This window comes from Candidatus Methylobacter favarea (genome assembly GCF_902806695.1).
In the GTDB taxonomy this organism is placed as follows: Bacteria; Pseudomonadota; Gammaproteobacteria; order Methylococcales; family Methylomonadaceae; genus Methylobacter_B; species Methylobacter_B favarea.
Window position 1 is genome coordinate 14,289 of record NZ_CADCXN010000001.1, and the last position, 18,744, is coordinate 33,032.

Below are 18,744 nucleotides of genomic sequence, written 5' to 3' on the forward strand. Positions count from 1 at the left end.
AAATCCATAGCTATATACCTTACCTTTCTGGAAGATTAAGTCAATAAGTAATATCCCGTATATTTATATTTTCATTGGCTTTTTTAAAAAGATTTAGTGAATATTCGGTCAGTAAATCCTTATTTTCCGTGAATGCATTAATGCCGCGCTTCAATACCGTTCAGCTTTGTCTATTGAAAAGTAGAAACACTGATAAGGTAGATTACTCTAAAAGTTGGCCATTTTTTTCAAGCATTTGTCTAAATTTATTCCTTTACCGAGAACGCCTTTAAATAAATCGCCGGTCTTTTGCACTCTGGCCGGTACAGTATGAATAGTAAACTGGGCCGGGATTAATCCAAGCTTTACTTCTTCCCATTTTAGCGGAGTTGACACTGTGGCTCCGGGATAAGGCCTCAGGCTGTATGCAGCGGCTATAGTTTGGCCCTTGCGGTTTTGCAAGTGATCCATGTAGATTTTATGGCCGCGTTTGCTGATACTCCTTTCCGTGCTGGTTGTTTCAGGTAACTGTTCATGAGTCAGGACACAAATCAATTCGGCAAAGTCTTTCAATTGATCATAGGTGTATTTTTTTCTGGTAGGAATATAGACATGCAAACCGGTAGCGCCTGAGGTTTTACAAAAATTGGCAGCCCCTGCCTTTTCCAGAATTTCATGAACCACATTCGCCGCGTCAATGACCTCTTCAAAGGTATTTTTATCGGAGGGATCAATATCAATTATCAAGTAATCAGGACGCTCCAGAGCCTGAATGGTTGAGTGCCAGGGATTGATTTCTATGCAGCCCAGGTTGTTAAGATAAGTCAAGGTCGCCTTGTTGTTGCAGACAATATAATCAATTTCCTTATCGGAAGATTCTGAATGAAGAGCGATGGTCTGCACAAAGGCAGGCACATCCTCCGGCATCCTTATGAAAAAAGCCTTTATCGGTTATGCCGCCCGGATTTCTTTTTAAAGACTGGGGACGATTTTTTAAATACGGCAACATGTAGTCCGCCATGCTTAAATAGTAATTGACCACATCGCCTTTAGTAATTTTTTCTTCAGGCCAGAATGATTTGCCCCAGTGCGTTACAGGAACTTTCAGGCGTCCAAAAGAAATCACGGCGTCCTTTTTTTCTTCTGTACTTTCTATTTCAGCCTGTCTTTTGGTAACAGTTTTTGAGCTGTTCAGAGTAGTATCCTCGACGGATTTATCGTCCCGTATTCTTATAAAAATGGGTGACGCAACTTGCCGTCCCTGGTTTTCTCGGTAAATTTGACTTCACACACGATAGCAGGTTTTACCCAGGTTACCGGCGTATTGGTTTTTACTCTTTCATCAAAGGGAGATTGAAAAGTGATCAACGGCTGTAGCTGCTCATAGATTTTTTTTAATAGCGAAGCATTAAATCCCGAGCCGGTATGTCCGATATATTCAAGGGTATCTCCCTGCTTTAAACCCAGCACCAGGGCGCCAAAATATTTCCTTTCCCCCGCAGGCTCGGTAAACCCGCCTATTATGGCGTCCATGGTTTTATGATATTTTATTTTTAACCAGTTGGCAGTGCGTCGGCCGGGTAAATACCTGCTGTCGGCCTTTTTTGCCATAATGCCTTCCCTATTTTTCTCCCCGGCAAGCGCAAACATTGCCTTGCCCTGTTCTTCAATAGGGTCAGAGTATTTAATAATGTCACTCTCCTTTAAAAGCGTCCGTAATTTTTCTTTTCTTTCAAGGAGGGGAAGCTGCATGACGGATTGGCCATTTATTTTTAAGCCATCAAATACATAGTAATAAATCGGATGCGCTCTGTCTTCGCCATAATGCTGCAATAACTGAAAATTGGGATTGCCCGCTTCATCCATGACCACAATTTCTCCATCAATTACCGCATCAATAGCCATTTGCGCCAAGGCGTCTATTACTTCAGGATAAGCGGCATTGAATAAATTCCCGTTTCGGGAATACAGCTTTACATCAGCTTTATTTAATTCAGCGATTGCCCGGTATCCATCCCATTTAGTTTCAAATATCCAGTCCTTGTCATCAAAAGGCTCTTCAGTTTCTTTGGCCAGCATGGCCGGTATATAGTTCTGGAGTTTTCTGGCGGGGGCTGGCGCAGGTTTTTTCAGGATTTTTTTTTATCCTGACTGTTTGCACTTAGCCATTTATTGATGGGAGAATCTTTTGGCGTATCGGCTTCGCTGTCATAATCGTCCGGCACCGCATATTTATCCTTATGCTTGATCAGCAGCCAGGCGTTATCTTTTTTTGCCTTTAGCTTGACCAGGGCAAATTCACCTTTCAGCTTATTACCGCGCAAAGTGATTTTTAAATGCCCGGCTTTTAATGCCTTCACTAATTGTTTTTCCGCGTCCTTGCCTGAATTTTCACTAGCGGTGTAATTGCCCTGATCCCATATTTCAACTATGCCGGCGCCGTAGTTTCCGGCCGGGATGAGGCCTTGAAAATCCTTATAATCATAAGGATGATCTTCTACCATCATGGCCAGTCTTTTATCAGCGGGATTTAGCGAAGGGCCTTTGGGTATGGCCCAGCTTTTTAAAACGCCTTCCATTTCCAGTCTGAAATCATAATGCAGACGCGACGCTTTATGCCGCTGCACGACAAAGATTAATTTGCCGGCATCATTTGCCGCTTTTCCTTGCGGTTCAGGCGACTTTTTAAAATTCCTTTTCTGCCGATACTCTTCAAGCGTCATAACTCAGGAAACTTTTTTACGATTATTCAGGCTGGCTTTTAATTGTGCCATTAGATCCGTAGATTTTGTAGGTACCACTTTCAAATGCGGCGTTCTGGTTTTAACTCCTTTTGCCTTGGCTTTTATCAGCTTTAATAACGTGTCGGTATAGGTATACTTATAGGCAGTAATATCAAAGTCGCCGGAAAGCTGATTAATCAGTGAAACGGCCATTTCCAGCTCGTCTTTCTTCAGACCGGTTCTGGCAGGTAAAGCCAGTTCAGAAGCATCCCGAATTTCCTCGGCAAAGCGTATTTTATTTAAAATGATGACATCGCCGTCAGCTCGCAAAATTGCCAGATTTTCCCGGCTGCGCATTACGAACGTGGCGATACCGGCCTTTTGTGTTTTCATCAAGGCTTCACGCAATAAGGCATACGCTCTCTCGCCGGATTTATCCGGCTCAACATAATAGGGGGTTTCAAAATAAATGCTGTCAATTTCATCTTCATTGACGAAATCGGAAATAGCAATGATTTTAGACTTTTCTACGCTGGCTTTTTCGAAATCCTCATCGCTAAGAATCACATACTCATCATTCAATTTATATCCTTTAACAATATTTTCCCAGCTCACTTCCTTGCCGCTGCGTTCACTCACATGCTTAAACCCGATAGGGGAATGATCTTTTTTATCAAGCATATCCAGGTCAAGTTCACTGGATTCAACAGCGCTGTAGAGCTTTACCGGTATATTGACCAGACCGAAACCTATTGCACCCGTCCAGATTGATTTCATAATTTCACCGTCAAGATCAACTTTTGAAATGCACTTTATATTGAGCTGATTTCCCCCTACCTGTAACAATCAAGTTAGCCTTAGCAGCGCTAAAATCCTGAAACACTGGTTTTTTCAATCGTAGCGTTCAAGGATATTAACCGGAATGCATCGATTCCGTGACATCCTTGCCGATTCCCCGATAACCGATGAAGCGCCCCGACGTATCAAACATCGGCTCACCGCTAACCATCAAATACTGATGGGAGCCATTTGGATTGGTGCGCGTGTAAACAAAATCCAGAAACGGCTTTCTGGCTGCAAGATTCGCGTCCAGCGCTTCCCTTTCAGCTGCATTCCAGCGCGATTTATCCACTACTGCCTTATCTTCCACTGTTTCTCCCAGCAAGTCGCCAGCCTCAATACCGAGCATTTCCAGAACCGGGCCATAAATTTTGGTAAAATGGCCATTTTCATCCTGTTCCCAATACCAATCGGATGACAATTCGGTAAGACGGCGCGCGCGCGCTTCGCTTTCCCGTAATTCGGCGGTTCGCTCCAGAACCGTCTGTTCCAGTTCCTTATTGTAATTCTCCAGTTTCTTGTACAGCAGGCGCACCTCGAGCATATTATGAATACGCGTCTGAACTTCGACAAGATCAAACGGCTTAGTGACAAAATCCTTGGCGCCGGCTTGTAAGGCGCGCAATTTATGATCGGGTTGGGCGGTGATTACCAGGACAGGAAGATAACTATCTGCCTCAATCTCTTTAAGTTCTTCCATCACCTGAAAACCATCCTTGCCCGGCATAAGAAGATCAAGCAGGATCAAATCGTAGTGGTTAGTATGATGAAGCCGTCCAACTTTGTTGGGGTCGGTGGTCGATTCAATATGCATATAGCCTGCCTGTTGAAGCATTTCTTCCACCAGAAGGAGATTGGATTTCTGGTCATCAACGATCAATATGCTGGCGTTGAGAATGTCTGATTTGCTAACCATCATATATTACCTGTTTTATTTTGAATTGACTGATCCTGCTTCCGCAAGTTTCACCGCCTCATTCAGCGTATTCATAAGTTCTTCCAGTTTGATGGGTTTGGTGAGGTATTTGAAGAATCCGGCTTTTATGCTTTTTTCAATGTCCCGAAACATGGCATTCGCGCTGAGTGCAACAATGGGAATATGCGCTGTCGCGGGATCTTCCCGCAAAATTTTCAAAGCTTCCATGCCGCTGAGTCCAGGCAGATTAATATCCATCAGAATCATATCGGGCTGATGAGTGCGGGCAAGTTCAATGCCCAGCTTGCCATTTTTCGCCTGCAACAGGCGTATGTTGGGATAATCCGAAACAAGATGCTCGACTAAAAGTAAATTGGCCGGATTATCCTCCACATACAGCAGGGTGCGTGAAGAGGCATCAGTCAGGTAGTGGGGAGCAAAAGCAAGGACGCCGGTTTTTTCATGCGCGGATTGCGCCGAAACATGTCTGATCAATTCAATCCAGAACTCGCTTCCTACGCCCACCGTACTTTCCACGCCGATAGTGCCGCCCATCAGTTCGACAAGCTGCCTGGTTACGACCAGGCCGATGCCGGTACCTTCCTGAGCGCCGTTTTCCTGGCCAAGACGGTTAAATGGCTGAAAAAGCTGCCCCAGCATTTCAGGCGTTATGCCTTCGCCGGTATCGGTGATACTGATGCGGATACGCTCCGGAGAAATCACGCTGCATTTCACTTCGACCTTACCTTGCTCCCGATTGTATTTAATTGCGTTGGAAAGCAGATTAATCAGAACCTGTTTCATGCGGGTTCGATCTGCCATGACAAACAAATCACAATCAAATTCATGAAAGGATAGCTGAATGCCCCGATTTTTCGCCTCCGGTTCAATCATGGTCTGACATTCATGCATGATTTCAATTATAGACAAGGGTTCCTGCGACAGCGACACTTTTCCTGATTCAATGACCGCCAGATCAAGAATTTCATTGATCAGGTCAAGCAGATACCAGCCAGCCTTAAGAATCTCGTGAAGCCTGACACTCTGGATAGCCGTGGGCGGAGGTGAACCTGCCTCCAATAACTGGGCAAAACCCAGGATGGCATTGAGGGGAGTGCGCAGCTCATGGCTCATTCGGGACAGAAAATCCGATTTCGCCAGATTAGCTTTTTCCGCCGCAGTTTTTGCAGCCTCCAGCTCGATATTATTTTCATACAGCTTTTGTTCAAAACGCTTCCGCTCGGTAACGTCGCGCGCGGCGGCAAATATGCCCAGCAGCTTTCCGCTCCGGTCATAAAAGGTAGCGGCATTAATGGAGACTACCTTTTCTGCACCATTTCTGGCTCGCGCTGTAAGCTCATAGTCGATAAGCTTTTTCTCGTTCAGCACCCGCTTGTTCACAGCTTCGGCGAAATTCGGGTCAGTGAAATAATTCTTGAACGATGTGCCGATCAGCTCATCGCGGGAGCAGCCGGTCAGCAGTTCCATCTGCTGGTTAACATCAGCAATAATGCCGAGCGGATCGATGGTAGCCAGCGCATCCACGTTGGATTCAATAAGCGAGCGGGTATTTAACTGCTGGTCGCGCAAACGTTGTTCAAGTAGCGCCTGTTCAGCCTCTATACGCTTGCGCACTGTAATGTCGCGTAATATGCAGGTGAAATAATGCTGCCCTCCCAACCACATTTCACTCACCGCCATATCTATAGGAAAGCTGCTCCCGTCTTTACGCCTTCCCTCAACTTCGCGTCCGGTATCGGCAGTGCGCTCCTCATCCGTGGCACTGTAAAATCCAAGCGAACCTTTGCCCTGGTTAAATTTCAGCTCGGGTATTAGCAGGCTGAAGTTTTGACCGATAAGCTCAACTGCAGAATAGCCGAAAATACGCTCAACTGCGTGATTTACAGTTTCAATCATGCCATCACGCTCATCGACAGTAAGAATGCCATCCACGACTGTATCAAGGAGGGTCTGGATGCGCGCGGCGCTATTATTTAACGCCTGCTGGGCGGCATATTCTTGCGTTACATCGCGAAATACCAGCACCGCGCCGATTACCTTACCGTCGAGGTCATGAATGGGAGCACAACTATCAGCGATGACGTATTCCTTGCCGTCCCGCGCAATCAATACGGTATGATTGGCCAGACCTTTTATGATACCGTGCTTTAAGGTTTCCATCACCGGAATAGCGGCGGGTTGACGGGTTTCCTGATTGATAATGTTAAAAACATCCGCGATCGGGCGGCTCCTCGCTTCCTGCAAAGACCAGCCGGTATATAATTCGGCGAGCGGGTTGAGATTAGTCACTCGTCCCTCGGCATCAGTAGTCATTACCGCATCGCCGATAGAGTTAAGCGTTACTGCCAGTTTCTCCTCCTTGACCTTCAGCTCAGCATTGCTTAGCTCGAGTTGCTTGTTAGCTGCTCTCTGCATTTCAAGATGCCGCTGAGCTTCCGCATACGCCAGAGCATCGAGCCGCCGCTGGGATTCCCGATACAGCAGAAAGCCCATTAACACCGCTATCAGCAGCCCTCCTCCGCTTATGACCGTGAGATTTACGAATAATCGCTGCATGCTTGTGTGAAACCGTGCATCGCGTTGCGCGAGTATATCATCCTCAACTTTAATAAACCGTCTTAACTCGTTGCGAATGGAAGTCATTAATTTTCTGCCTTCTCCTCCTGAAAATACCTCTATCGAGCCTTGGGAATGCTGCTTATTAGACAATTCAATCGCCTCATCCAGAAGGGCTGCATGGGCTTCCACCAATGGTGATAATGCTTTAAGGCGCGCTATCTGCACAGGATTGTCCCGGGTCATCTGATATAATTCATCCATCTGCTGTTTAATAGTGCCGCGCACTTCCACACCCGGTTCGAGATAGCTTGCGTCACGGGTTAATAAATAGCCGCGCCGTCCGGTTTCCGCATTTTCCAATTTGGACAACAGGCTATTGGCTTTTTCTAATAACATGAAGCTGTGCTTGCGCCACGCCGCCGCTTCTTCGCTATGCTCGAAGGTAAAAAATGCCAGTAATAGGCCGATCCCCAAGACAATCAACAGGCTGACATCACAGAGCCAGGATATTTTTTTATAAAATGTTTTCAAAAACTTACCTTTATTCCAGTGGTAATATTCTACGATTAATACTGTAGTATAGTGAATGAATCAAATGCTGCCCCAGGTCAAAAAAGTCAAAAATAACAGCCTCATTTCCGGCTATCCGGGTAAACAGGCTGCGCTTTTAAGGCCGGACTGTTCGCTTATCGTACCGCACATTGCAGAGCAGGCGTTCTTGTTCACTTTTTACTACGTCATAACACTCACAGACGCGAGCTTTAAGGCCCGATCTGTCGAGGACGGAAATATGACCCCGGCGATAACTGATCATTCCGGCGCGCTGCAATTTCCCCGCCGCTTCCGTAATGCCTTCGCGGCGCACGCCGAGCATACTGGCTATTAACTCCTGGGTAATGGTCAATTCATTTGACGGTAATCGATCAAGCGTCAGCAACAGCCAGCGGCATAGTTGCTGCTCCACTGTATGATATCGATTGCAAACCACATTCTGAGAGATGTGGACAATAAGCGCCTGCGTGTAGCTCAGGATTAAATTCATCATGGAGCGGGAGGAATTAAATTCGCTCAGCAAGATCTGCGCTTTAAGCCGATAACTATGGCCGGCCGTATTAACAACAGCCAGGCCTGGCAGGGTATCGCCGCCCATTAGCAGGGAAATGCCGAGCATACCTTCATTGCCCACCCCGATGATTTCTATGGACGAGCCATTTTCCATAATATTGTGCACGGATATAATAGCCGTAGTAGGAAAATAGATGTGTTGCAGCTTGGCTCCTGCTTCATAGAGCACTTCGCCGAGAGACAGGAAGATGGGATCTAAAAAAGGCGCGATACGTTCAAATGCATCCGCCGGCAGCGTGGCGAGAAGATGATTTTGTATTTTGCTATTCGGCATACATGGCTCAAAAATTGATTAAAAGCGCAATCCAAAAAGTATAAATATTTTCGTTAAATAAAACTGCTTGTACGTATGCTGCAAAAACTCTACAACTTTAGCCTGATGCTTATCCTGGCCGCTTTTTTCAATATCCGATCCAGTGCTGTTCAAGCCTTAATAGTCCAGTTTAAGGAGGCAAATATATTTTTCGATAGTTGGGAAAAACTTTGAAATGTTGCACGCCAGGAATAAAAACTTGACAGCCGATAGTGGTCTTTTATGATGCTGGCTGTTGTTTACGCGCATACGCGGCTAATTGCTCGGCCGTCGCTTGGCGTTGAAATTTAGCTTGCCATTCCTTATAAGGCATGCCGTAAACAAGCTCTCGGGCTTGTTCATAATCCACCGCTACGCCCCGCTCTAACGCAGCTGCCGCATACCATTTCGCCAGACAATTTCGGCAAAAATCAGCCAAAATCATTAACTCAATGTTTTGAACTTCAGTATGCTCTTGTAAATGGCTGACTAAACGTCTGAACGTGGCGGCTTCCAATTCTGTTTGAATATTTTTATCCATGGGCTTCCTCCAAAATTTAGAATTATTCTAGCAGAAACTACTATCGGGTCATGTACATTCTTCGCTAAAGATTTTACAATAGAAAATATATCCAGTTTGCATAAGCCGTCCGCTCATGTATGAAAATTCACAGCTCCTCATTAGCTTTTTCACCTATTGGTTTTAATCGACAGCAGGTCGATAAAAACAACAAGGCACGAAACACAAATGCGGACAATGAACTATCGATTGCTAAAAAAGCGCTTGACAAAAAAAAATCGGACAAGTCAATCGTGCCTGCCTATTCGTCAGCAGGAATCAGGCAAACTCTAATTAATCCCGGCTCAAGCCTTAATGAGGCAAAACGGGATAACATTAACATTATTGATACAAGAACTTTAAGAGCGCTTACGGCCTACCATCAGGAGCTCAATAAGCCTCTTCAGGAACAGTCTGCCAAGTTGATCCAGGGAATAGATATTTATGCCTGACCTTACTTAACTACATAATATGAAACAGCTTTTTGAATTTTTTCCGGTTATTTTATTTTTTATAGTATTTAAGCTCTACGATATTTATGCAGCAACTGCTGTCGTTATTGTTGCCACTATTGTTCAGGTGACCTTCACGTGGTTTAAATACCATAAAGTTGAAATCATGCAATGGATTACTCTGGCTCTGATTCTGGTTATGGGAGGGGCCACCCTTTATTTGCAGGATGAGCAATTTATCAAATGGAAGCTTTCCATCATAGAATGGTTATTCGGCGTAGTTTTTTTAGGCAGTCAATTTATTGGCAAAAAACCAATTATTGAAAGAATGATGTCTGACAATCTAGCCTTGCCGTCGGTAATATGGAAACGCCTCAATACGATGTGGGGCTGCTTTTTTATCAGCATAGGCTTTATCAATCTTTATGTCATGTATAATTACAGCACCGAGGACTGGGTTACTTTCAAAACTTTCGGCGTACCCGGATTAATGGCTGTTTTTATTCTGCTGCAAATGATTTTTTTATATAAATACATTCCGGAGGCAAAGGAATAAATCGTGTTATATGCAATTGTCTGCGAGGACACGGCGGATAGTCTGGAAAAGAGGCTATCAGCTCGACCCGCCCATATTTCCAGGCTACAGGAACTTCAGAACGCCGGAAGGCTGCTTTTAGCCGGACCCCATCCTGCCGTGGATAGCGACAATCCGGACTTGGCCGGTTTTACCGGCAGTTTGATAATTGCTGAATTTGATAGTCTTCAGGATGCTCAACAATGGGCGAATGCAGACCCTTACAGGGAAGCCGAAGTTTACGCCAGGGTTTCAGTCAAACCTTTCAAAAAGATCTTTCCACAATGACATCTGAATTAATTAAACAAGCATTAACTGCGGCATTTAAGCCTGCACTAATAGAAATCATAGACAATAGCGCGGCACATGCCGGACATGCAGGCAGCCAAAGCGGCGGCGGTCACTTTCATGTCACCATTGTAGCTCAAGCCTTTGAAGGCAAATCCTTAGTTCAGCGGCACCAGTTGGTTTATAAAGCGCTGGGCGATATGATGAAGCAGCAGATTCACGCATTAGGTATTAATGCCCTTTCACCCTCCGAAGATACTAAAGGAAGCTTGTAAATGAAAAAAAAAATAATCCCTCTGCTTGTGGCCGGTACCGTATTGATTGCCGGCTGTAATCAACAAAAAACTGCCGGTACAACGAGCACCTCTACGGCAACGCCTATTGAAAAAGCCGATGCTGTGGCCGTTGTCAACGGCCAGTACATCAGCAAATCCGCCCTTGCAGAGTTGGAAAAAGACATTGCCGAGCGTAGTCACGGACAAACTTTCCCCAAAGAAAAATTAGTCGAGGAGTTGGTTCAGCGGGAATTGCTGGTTCAGGATGCCTTACAAAAAAACCTGGATAAATCGCCGGAAGTTATAGCCCAGCTTGACGTTGCCAGAAGATCAATACTTTCCCAGGCCGCTCTGCAAGACTTTCTTAAGGCTAATCCGGTAACGGATACGGATGTTAAAGCAGAATATGAGAGTAAGGTAGCCAGTGAAAAAGGTACTGAATACAAAGCGCGTCATATTCTAGTCAAGACTGAAGCAGAAGCTAAAAAGATTATCGCACAGTTAAACAAAGGCGCAGATTTTGCCAAACTAGCGAACAAGTATTCTCTCGATGCTAAAGAGTCGCAAAATGGCGGCGATTTAGGCTGGTTTGTTTCCACGCAAATGGTGGCTCCCTTTTCGGAAGCGCTGGTTAAACTTGAAAAAGGCCAATATACTAAAACGCCTGTTAAAACCCAGTTTGGCTGGCATATAATTTTAAAAGAGGATTCCCGTGTCCAAACCCCTCCTCCTCTAGAAGCAGTAAAAGAACAGCTTATGCCTTACCTGCAACGCCAAAAAGTCCAGAACATGCTGGAGGCTCGACGCAAACAGGCCAAAGTAGAAATTCTGGTGCCGCTGACGGAGGAAAAGCCCAAACCTGAAACTTCTGCACCTGCCGTTACGGAACCTGCGGCTCCCCCAGCGCAACCGGCTACTACAGGAGAAAGCGGTGAAAAAGCTGCTCCAGCTGGAGCAGTAAAAGAAACAAATCCGGCAACTCCTGCTGAACCCAAGAAATAAATAATTACTGTATTTAAAAAGGGCGGTTTAACCGCCCTTTTTTTATATTACTTTTTCCAGATACTGCAAAACAAGCTGTATATTGCGAGTGCCCCTGAATTCATTTATATCCAGCTTATAGACCGCATGAATCTGCCTTAAGCCCAGCCATTGCTCAGGTTTATCAATAAAAAAGGCAATTGCATCTATCAGGGAATTCTGACCGGGTTTTCTCAATACTAATTTAAGATGCCGCTGCCCGACAATACGTGATTGAATAACATCAAATACCCCTTCAAAAACAGGCTCCGGAAATTCCTGTCCCCAGATACTGGCATTCTGTAACAGGTCAGCGAATTCAATTGTCATATCCTGTTCCGTCAACTCGCCATCAGTAACGATTTTTTGTTCCAGGTCGATGTCAGCCAGGCGTTTTCCTACCATCTCATCAAAAGCCAAGGCAAAAGGCGGATAATCATGCAATGTTAAAGTCATTCCCGCTGCCATCGCATGGCCGCCAAACTTGTTGAGCAATTTCGGATGCGCCGCCGCAATATCCGCTAATACATCGCGAATATGAAGGCCGGGAATTGAGCGTGCCGAGCCTTTTATCAGATCTTTGCCAGCCGGCGCAAATGCAATAACCGGGCGATGCAGGCGGTCCTTTATCCGAGATGCCAAAATACCGATAATTCCCTGGTGCCAGTTGGCATCGAACAAGCAGACACCGGCAGGCAAATGATGTGCATCAAGCGTTTTCATTTCACTTAATAATGCTATCGCCTCCTTTTTCATTTGGCCTTCAATTTCCTTACGGTCATTATTCAGCTCATCAAGCTGTAGCGCCATGTCTTTTGCATGAACAGGATCTTCCGTTAACAGGCATTGAATCCCCAATGACATATCATCCATGCGGCCTGCGGCATTAAGCCTGGGGCCCAGTTTAAAGCCTAAATCCGCTGCCGTAATAGCATTATATTTTTTGCCCGCTAATTCAATGAGCGCCTTTAAACCCGGATGACAGCGGCCCGTGCGTATTCTCAACAGGCCCTGATAAACCAGAATCCGGTTAATCTGATCCAGCGCCACTACATCGGCCACTGTACCTAAGGCCACATAATCCAGTAACTGGGCAAGATTCGGCTCTGGAATCTGCTTATGCTCGAACCAGTTCCGCTCTCTTAACCGGCTTCGTAAAGCCATCAGGACATAAAAAATCACCCCGACGCCGGCAAGCGCCCCGCTCGGAAATTTATCATCAGGCAGGTTGGGATTGACGATGGCATCTGCCGCCGGCAACTCATGCCCTGGCAGATGATGGTCGGTAACCAGGACTTTTATGCCTGAATCCTTGGCTGTCCTCACCCCCTCAACACTCGATATACCATTGTCAACCGTAATAATAATGTCGGGAGTTTGTTGCTTGACCAGTTCGACAATTTCAGGCGTCAATCCATAGCCATATTCAAACCGGTTGGGAACAACGAATGATACTTGCCCTGCTCCCAGCAATTGCAAACCCTTGACCGCGACGGCGCAACTGGTGGCTCCGTCAGCATCAAAGTCGGCTACTATGGAAATGCGTTGCTGCTCCTGGAAAGCTGTAAGCAGATGAGATGTCATCTCTTCCATGCCTGATAACAGCCAGGGAGAAGGCAGTTTTGCCAGAGTTCTGTCCAGTTCCGCCTTTGAAGTTAATCCTCTGGCTAGAAATATACGTTCCAGAATGGGATGAAGATCGCCGAATTGAGCGCTTTTTTTTGGTACCGGCCGAGAAACTATGATTTTTTTTTCGCCTTGATAATACATACTGTTCCTGATAAAGCGGGCTTTACCAGCTTTATATTACTTGCTTGACATTATAATGATGGATTCATCAAGGAGACGGAATTTAATTCAATCGTAATAGTAAACTTTCACCCCATACTCAGATTAATGTGTTCCAGGCTAACATCCGGTGGACCGCATAACTTTCCGGATCCTATTCTGTATGATGAAAATAAAGCTTCCGATAATGAGAAGCCTGTGACTTATTCATGGAACCAAACCATATTTTTCCGGAGGCTCAGTAGCTTAACCGGGAAATACCCCGGTCGATAAATACCGGTCTCCCCGGTCGCAGATAATAACCACAATCAGCGCGTTTTTGACTTCTTCAGACAATCTCAATGCAGCAGAGACAGCGCCGCCCGAAGATACGCCGGCAAAAATGCCTTCCTTCGCGGCTAAGGCGCGAGTTGTTTGTTCCGCCGCTTCCTGATCCACTTCCATAATCCGGTCAACCCGATCGGCCTGGTAGATTTTCGGCAAATATTGTTCAGGCCAACGCCTGATGCCGGGAATTTTAGAGTCACCTTCAGGCTGTACCCCGATAATCTGGATAGCCGTATTTTGTTCCTTTAAAAATTTTGACGTCCCCATAATCGTGCCGGTGGTACCCATGGAGCTGACAAAGTGGGTAATTTTACCGCGCGTATCACGCCAGATTTCAGGGCCGGTGCCTTCATAATGAGCGCGCGGATTATCCGGATTCGAAAACTGATCCAGAACCCGTCCTTTGCCGGCCTTTTCCATCGCTCTGGCTAAATCAATCGCCGCTTCCATACTGCCCGCAGCAGGTGTCAGAATGATTTCAGCGCCATAAGCTTTCATCGAGGCCCGACGTTCTTCGCTCATGTTATCCGGCATAATCAAGATCATCTTGTAACCTTTGATAGCCGCCGCCATTGCCAGGGCAATACCGGTATTGCCGCTGGTGGCTTCAATTAAACTATCGCCGGGCTTGATCTCACCCCTTTCTTCGGCATGTTTAATCATGCTAAGGGCCGGGCGGTCTTTTACCGAGCCTGCCGGATTATTGCCTTCCAGTTTGGCCAGGATAGTATTGCCGGCCGTGACGGACAAGCGCTGAAGCCTGACTAAAGGCGTATTGCCGACAAAAGATTCAATAGTGGAAAAAGTCATAGCGGTTGTGGTGATGTGGACAGAGAATGAATTATCCCATAAAATTAAAAGCGGATTTTACTAAATGGCCGGATAGCCATAAAACCGCCTCCTATTCCGGCGCTATACTCTTCATTTGAAATTACAGGCCGGTTCCGCTTTGCTGTTGATTGGGCAGGATAATTGCTAGAATAGCGGACATTCTATTTAAATTAAAATCAAGATTATGACCGCAAGAGATATAGTAGTAATCGGTGCTTCGGCAGGCGGTATACAGCCCTTGATTGAATTGATTCAGTCTTTACCTGAAGACTTTAGCGGTTATATCTTTATTGTGGTTCATATACCCCCGCACTCGCCCAGCCAGCTCCCTGAGATTCTGACTTGTTCGGGCTCATTGAAAGCCGTTCATCCAAAAGATGGAGAGAAACTCAAACAAGGCATGATTTATATAGCGCCGCCCGATCATCACCTGTTGCTGGAGCACGATCATGCAGTAGTTAGAAAAGGACCGAAAGAAAATCGCTTTCGCCCTTCTATTGATGCCTTGTTCAGATCGGCTGCTTATGAATTTGGTCCCAGAGTCATCGGCGTAGTATTGTCCGGTTTATTAAATGACGGCACTTCAGGTTTATGGTCTGTCAAGAGAATGAACGGAATAGCCATCATCCAGGATCCGAATGATGCCGATCACGATAGCATGCCTGTCAGCGTGCTTGAATATGTAGACGTTGACTATTCCGTTCCCAAAGAAGAAATCGGGCCTTTGATAGTCGGGTTAATGAAAGAGAAAATATCCAAAAAGGCCGCTATCAGCAAGAGTGAAAAAAAACTGTTACAGATGGAAGTAAAAATAGCCCTTGAAGATAATGCTTTTGAAAAAGGCATTTTGGATATGGGAGAATTAACCACCTTTACCTGCCCCGAGTGTCATGGCGCATTGGTCAGGCTTTTGGAGGGAAAAATAATCCGTTTCCGTTGCCATACCGGACATGCTTATACTGCCAGCGCGTTATTGTCCGGTATTACCGAATCCGTTGAAAACACTCTTTGGGAAACCATGAGGGGAATGGAAGAAGCTATCTTATTATTGAATAAAATGGCAGAGCAGTTTACCAAAGCCGGCCAGTTATCAGATGCCGAATTATTTAAGAAAAAAGCTGATATGACGGCTGAGAAAGCCAGAATCATTCATGAGTCTGTTTTTTCCCAGGAACTTCTCAGTGAAGACAAGATTGTCAAGAAACCTGAAAATATAAAAAAATCAAAGCATAAAAAACACAAACAGAACAATAAATCTGACCGGGCGTAAATTACGGCATGCCTGTTTCACAGCCTTAAAACCCTATCCCGCCAAATTAACCTTAGCTTTCATAAATGGATATTACTGATATCGCCGCTGTAAAAAATTATTTGCTTGCCCTGCAAGATCGTATTTGCACCGCACTTGAACAGGAGGAACCCGGATCGCGGTTTATTGAAGACATCTGGGAGCGGACTGAAGGCGGGGGCGGCAGAACCCGGGTATTATCTGATGGCCAGGTTATCGAACAAGGCGGGGTTAATTTTTCTGACGTTACCGGTTTCAAGTTACCGCCATCGGCAACAGCTAAACGCCCTGAACTTGCCAACCGGCAATTTCAGGCTATGGGCGTATCATTAGTCATCCATCCTAACAACCCTTATGTACCGACTTCCCATGCCAATGTGCGTTTTTTAATCGCAGAACAACCGGGCGAGCCGACTATCTGGTGGTTTGGCGGCGGTTTTGACCTGACTCCTTTTTATCCCTTCAGGGAAGATGTCCTCTATTGGCATCAAACAGCGCGGGCCGCCTGCCAGCCGTTCGGCGATGACGTTTATCCCCTGTACAAAAAATGGTGCGATGAGTATTTTTTCCTCAAACACAGAAACGAAACTCGCGGCATAGGCGGACTTTTTTTTGATGACTTAAATGAATGGAGCTTTGAACAGTCTTTTGCTTTTATGCAAAGCGTGGGCAATCATTACATTAACGCCTATCTTCCTATCGTGCAGAAACGCAAAAACATGCCGTTTGGTGACCGGGAACGCAGCTTCCAGCTTTACCGCCGCGGCCGTTATGTGGAATTCAATCTGGTTTATGACCGCGGCACGCTGTTCGGTCTTCAATCCGGCGGCAGAACCGAATCCATCCTGATGTCCATGCCGCCGGTAGCCCACTGGAAATACAACTGGCAGCCTGAACCCGGCAGCGCCGAAGCACTTCTCTATAGCGATTACCTAAAGCCTCAAAACTGGCTGGGTATTTGAAGTAGGCAGCCCATTCTCAGGCCGCCTAGACATAACTCTCGGAAATATCATCAATTACTTCTTGCCAAGCAAATAAAAGAGTTAGTTATTTTTAGAAGATTTAATAGCGCATACAATTACTCAAACGGTATGTACTGTATTACATTAATAAACCATTCTCTTGCCCCTCCGGGCGTATGCACGATAACCTCATCATTCACTGTTTTTCCGATAAGCGCCCTGGCCATTGGAGAATTTATGCTGATGGCATTATTTTCAGGGTTAAATTCATCAGAACCTACAATACGATAGTGAAAAACTTCCCCGGATTCGTTTTCAAGCTCCACCCAGGCGCCAAAGAAAACTTTACCTTCCTGTTCAGGAGCATAATCGACAATTTGTAAAACTTCCAAACGCTTGGTAAGAAAACGAATTCGTCGATCTATTTCTCTCAACCGGCGCTTTCCTTCCTTATACTCGGCATTTTCCGATCGATCTCCATGGGCTGCAGCCTCGGTCACCGACTGGACTACAGATCTTCGTTCAATACGCCACAGGGAGTCCAGTTCGTTTTCCAATTTTGACCGGCCTTCACGGCTAATCAGATTGCTTCCGTCGTTCATGGATTATCTCCATTAATTTATTGACTATGAAGATTCAATGCTTTTAGTCCTGCTGCACCAGGGAAACCTGTTTGAATACAGGCATCTTTGACGGGATCATCATTATCTTAAATAATATTATCAAAACATCTGCGATGATTCGAGCCTTTTTCCCTGCTATTCGGTCAAATTCCGAATGATTTTAATTGACTTTATGCCAATTAAAAATTGATTTTTTAAATCATTGCGTTATTATACCCTGCTTGCTGGAGAGGTGGCTGAGCGGCCGAAAGCGGCGGTCTTGAAAACCGTTGAGGGTTGATCCCCTCCCAGGGTTCGAATCCCTGCCTCTCCGCCACACTTCGCAATGTTATTGATTAGAAATACTTTTTCTAAAAAAGCCCCTCAATATAAAATTTGTGTAATACAAAGGGGTTGGCGTAACCAAAGTCAGCTATTTGTTTAGACGCATTAACGCGTATCATTTCCGCATTCGACATACCTGTCGAACTTCAGATTGCTCTCGACGCTCGGGAACAGGTATTTCAGGCTCTCTTTTTGACCGCTGCAACAATAAAATCAGAGGCCTTTTTTATTCACCCTGAGTTTAAGATACCTCTATAACCCCCACCTCTTCTGTACGTAAAGACACAAAACCAAAGCCGCATCTTTGCTCCGTGTGCTTGCCTCTTGGACAAATTGAATTAGTAGGAGCAAATGCAATTGTTACGCTACAAGTCTTTTCTTTTAAAGCTTGCCTAAAGCTTCAAGGTAGTGAAGGAAAGCTGAAAAATTCTGAGCGTAATAAATCCCTGTCTTTTCCGAAATACCCAAACGTTATACTTAGGCAAGAGTTGATAATTCTTGAACTCATTAAATAACGTCGTATAAAAGCCCAACAAAATAAACTTGATTAGCAAAAATCTTCCGCTGAGCGCGAATATCGGCAGGGAGTCATGTCAGTATACAGGGAGGCGGGCTAGGAAAGCTATCCCTGGCTTCCGGATTCCTGCCCAAATCCATCTGGAACGAATTTGCATTAACCCGAAGGGTGTCAGGCAGTGAGGATAGCCTGACATGACTCCCTGCCTGAACGACGAAAATTAATACATTTTTCGTATTGGCGGACGATTCTTGCTGATCAGAAATAACTATTATGCTGAAATCTATACTTTAACCAGCTGAACGGTTGGCATTAAAGCGAGCTCGACGGCAAATCAATAAGCAATAAAAAGCCCCCTTAAGTTTTAACTTTGCGAGGGCCGGGGTCGCTTGAAAGCGTTGCCTACGGAATAACGTTCCATTGGTATGAAAAGCAAAACAATAGGCTATAGTTGGTTACAC

Annotated in this window: 17 protein-coding genes, 1 tRNA gene and 1 pseudogene; 8 read left to right on the plus strand and 11 right to left on the minus strand. The window is 45.4% G+C overall.

Features of this window, described 5'->3' with window-relative positions:
• Positions 1–207 precede the first annotated feature (207 nt).
• The 8 genes and pseudogenes from HUX64_RS18990 to HUX64_RS00120 form a co-directional block, all read right to left on the minus strand.
• Positions 208–1,000 (minus strand): annotated as a pseudogene (locus HUX64_RS18990) (DNA polymerase domain-containing protein).
• A gap of 209 nt (positions 1,001–1,209) precedes the next feature.
• Positions 1,210–2,058 (minus strand): non-homologous end-joining DNA ligase, encoded by an 849-nt coding sequence (ligD, locus tag HUX64_RS19000; RefSeq protein WP_217426368.1) that lies wholly within the window; start codon positions 2,056–2,058, stop codon positions 1,210–1,212.
• 50 nt (positions 2,059–2,108) lie between these two features.
• Positions 2,109–2,702, minus strand: a complete 594-nt coding sequence (locus HUX64_RS00095; protein WP_174624214.1) for a DNA polymerase ligase N-terminal domain-containing protein — start codon at positions 2,700–2,702, stop codon at positions 2,109–2,111.
• Positions 2,703–2,705: 3 nt separating this feature from the next.
• Positions 2,706–3,479, minus strand: coding sequence for a non-homologous end joining protein Ku (gene ku / locus HUX64_RS00100; RefSeq protein WP_174624215.1), 774 nt, complete (start codon positions 3,477–3,479; stop codon positions 2,706–2,708).
• Positions 3,480–3,615: 136 nt separating this feature from the next.
• Positions 3,616–4,461, minus strand: a complete 846-nt coding sequence (locus HUX64_RS00105; RefSeq protein WP_246246843.1) for a response regulator — start codon at positions 4,459–4,461, stop codon at positions 3,616–3,618.
• Positions 4,462–4,473: 12 nt separating this feature from the next.
• Positions 4,474–7,569 (minus strand): PAS domain S-box protein, encoded by a 3,096-nt coding sequence (locus HUX64_RS00110; protein WP_174624216.1) that lies wholly within the window; start codon positions 7,567–7,569, stop codon positions 4,474–4,476.
• A 136-nt stretch (positions 7,570–7,705) separates the two neighbouring features.
• Complete coding sequence (locus tag HUX64_RS00115) at positions 7,706–8,437, minus strand: Crp/Fnr family transcriptional regulator (protein ID WP_174624217.1); 732 nt, start codon at positions 8,435–8,437, stop codon at positions 7,706–7,708.
• A gap of 259 nt (positions 8,438–8,696) precedes the next feature.
• Complete coding sequence (locus HUX64_RS00120; protein WP_174624218.1) at positions 8,697–8,996, minus strand: DUF1244 domain-containing protein; 300 nt, start codon at positions 8,994–8,996, stop codon at positions 8,697–8,699.
• Positions 8,997–9,115: 119 nt separating this feature from the next.
• On the opposite strand from HUX64_RS00120, the gene HUX64_RS00125 reads away from it, so the two are divergent.
• From HUX64_RS00125 to HUX64_RS00145, 5 genes are read left to right on the plus strand one after another with little or no spacing between them, the layout of a single operon-like run.
• Complete coding sequence (locus HUX64_RS00125; RefSeq protein ID WP_174624219.1) at positions 9,116–9,466, plus strand: hypothetical protein; 351 nt, start codon at positions 9,116–9,118, stop codon at positions 9,464–9,466.
• A gap of 19 nt (positions 9,467–9,485) precedes the next feature.
• Entirely contained in the window at positions 9,486–10,022 is a 537-nt protein-coding gene (locus HUX64_RS00130) for a septation protein A (RefSeq protein ID WP_174624220.1), read from the plus strand.
• Positions 10,023–10,025: 3 nt separating this feature from the next.
• The gene (locus HUX64_RS00135) at positions 10,026–10,328 is read left to right on the plus strand and encodes a YciI family protein (protein WP_174624221.1); all 303 of its coding nucleotides are present in this window, start codon (positions 10,026–10,028) and stop codon (positions 10,326–10,328) included.
• Complete coding sequence (locus HUX64_RS00140; protein ID WP_174624222.1) at positions 10,325–10,603, plus strand: BolA family protein; 279 nt, start codon at positions 10,325–10,327, stop codon at positions 10,601–10,603. Before HUX64_RS00135 ends, HUX64_RS00140 begins: the two co-directional genes overlap by 4 nt.
• Positions 10,604–11,605 carry a peptidylprolyl isomerase gene (locus HUX64_RS00145; RefSeq protein ID WP_174624223.1) on the plus strand — a complete coding sequence of 334 codons (1,002 nt, stop codon included), beginning with the start codon at positions 10,604–10,606 and terminating at the stop codon, positions 11,603–11,605.
• A 42-nt stretch (positions 11,606–11,647) separates the two neighbouring features.
• Here the strand turns inward: HUX64_RS00145 and recJ are convergent, their stop codons facing one another.
• Entirely contained in the window at positions 11,648–13,393 is a 1,746-nt protein-coding gene (recJ, locus tag HUX64_RS00150) for a single-stranded-DNA-specific exonuclease RecJ (protein WP_174624224.1), read from the minus strand.
• A gap of 264 nt (positions 13,394–13,657) precedes the next feature.
• On the minus strand, positions 13,658–14,548 hold the full coding sequence (cysM, locus tag HUX64_RS00155) for a cysteine synthase CysM (RefSeq protein ID WP_174624225.1): 891 nt from the start codon (positions 14,546–14,548) through the stop codon (positions 13,658–13,660).
• A 205-nt stretch (positions 14,549–14,753) separates the two neighbouring features.
• On the opposite strand from cysM, the gene HUX64_RS00160 reads away from it, so the two are divergent.
• Positions 14,754–15,839 carry a chemotaxis protein CheB gene (locus HUX64_RS00160; protein WP_174624226.1) on the plus strand — a complete coding sequence of 362 codons (1,086 nt, stop codon included), beginning with the start codon at positions 14,754–14,756 and terminating at the stop codon, positions 15,837–15,839.
• Between the two features lie 65 nt (positions 15,840–15,904).
• Positions 15,905–16,819 (plus strand): oxygen-dependent coproporphyrinogen oxidase, encoded by a 915-nt coding sequence (gene hemF, locus HUX64_RS00165; protein WP_174624227.1) that lies wholly within the window; start codon positions 15,905–15,907, stop codon positions 16,817–16,819.
• 116 nt (positions 16,820–16,935) lie between these two features.
• Here the strand turns inward: hemF and greB are convergent, their stop codons facing one another.
• Positions 16,936–17,421: a transcription elongation factor GreB gene (greB, locus tag HUX64_RS00170; protein ID WP_174624228.1), complete on the minus strand. Its 486-nt coding sequence runs from the start codon at positions 17,419–17,421 to the stop codon at positions 16,936–16,938.
• Positions 17,422–17,668: 247 nt separating this feature from the next.
• On the opposite strand from greB, the gene HUX64_RS00175 reads away from it, so the two are divergent.
• Positions 17,669–17,758 (plus strand) — tRNA-Ser (locus HUX64_RS00175).
• Positions 17,759–18,744 lie beyond the last annotated feature (986 nt).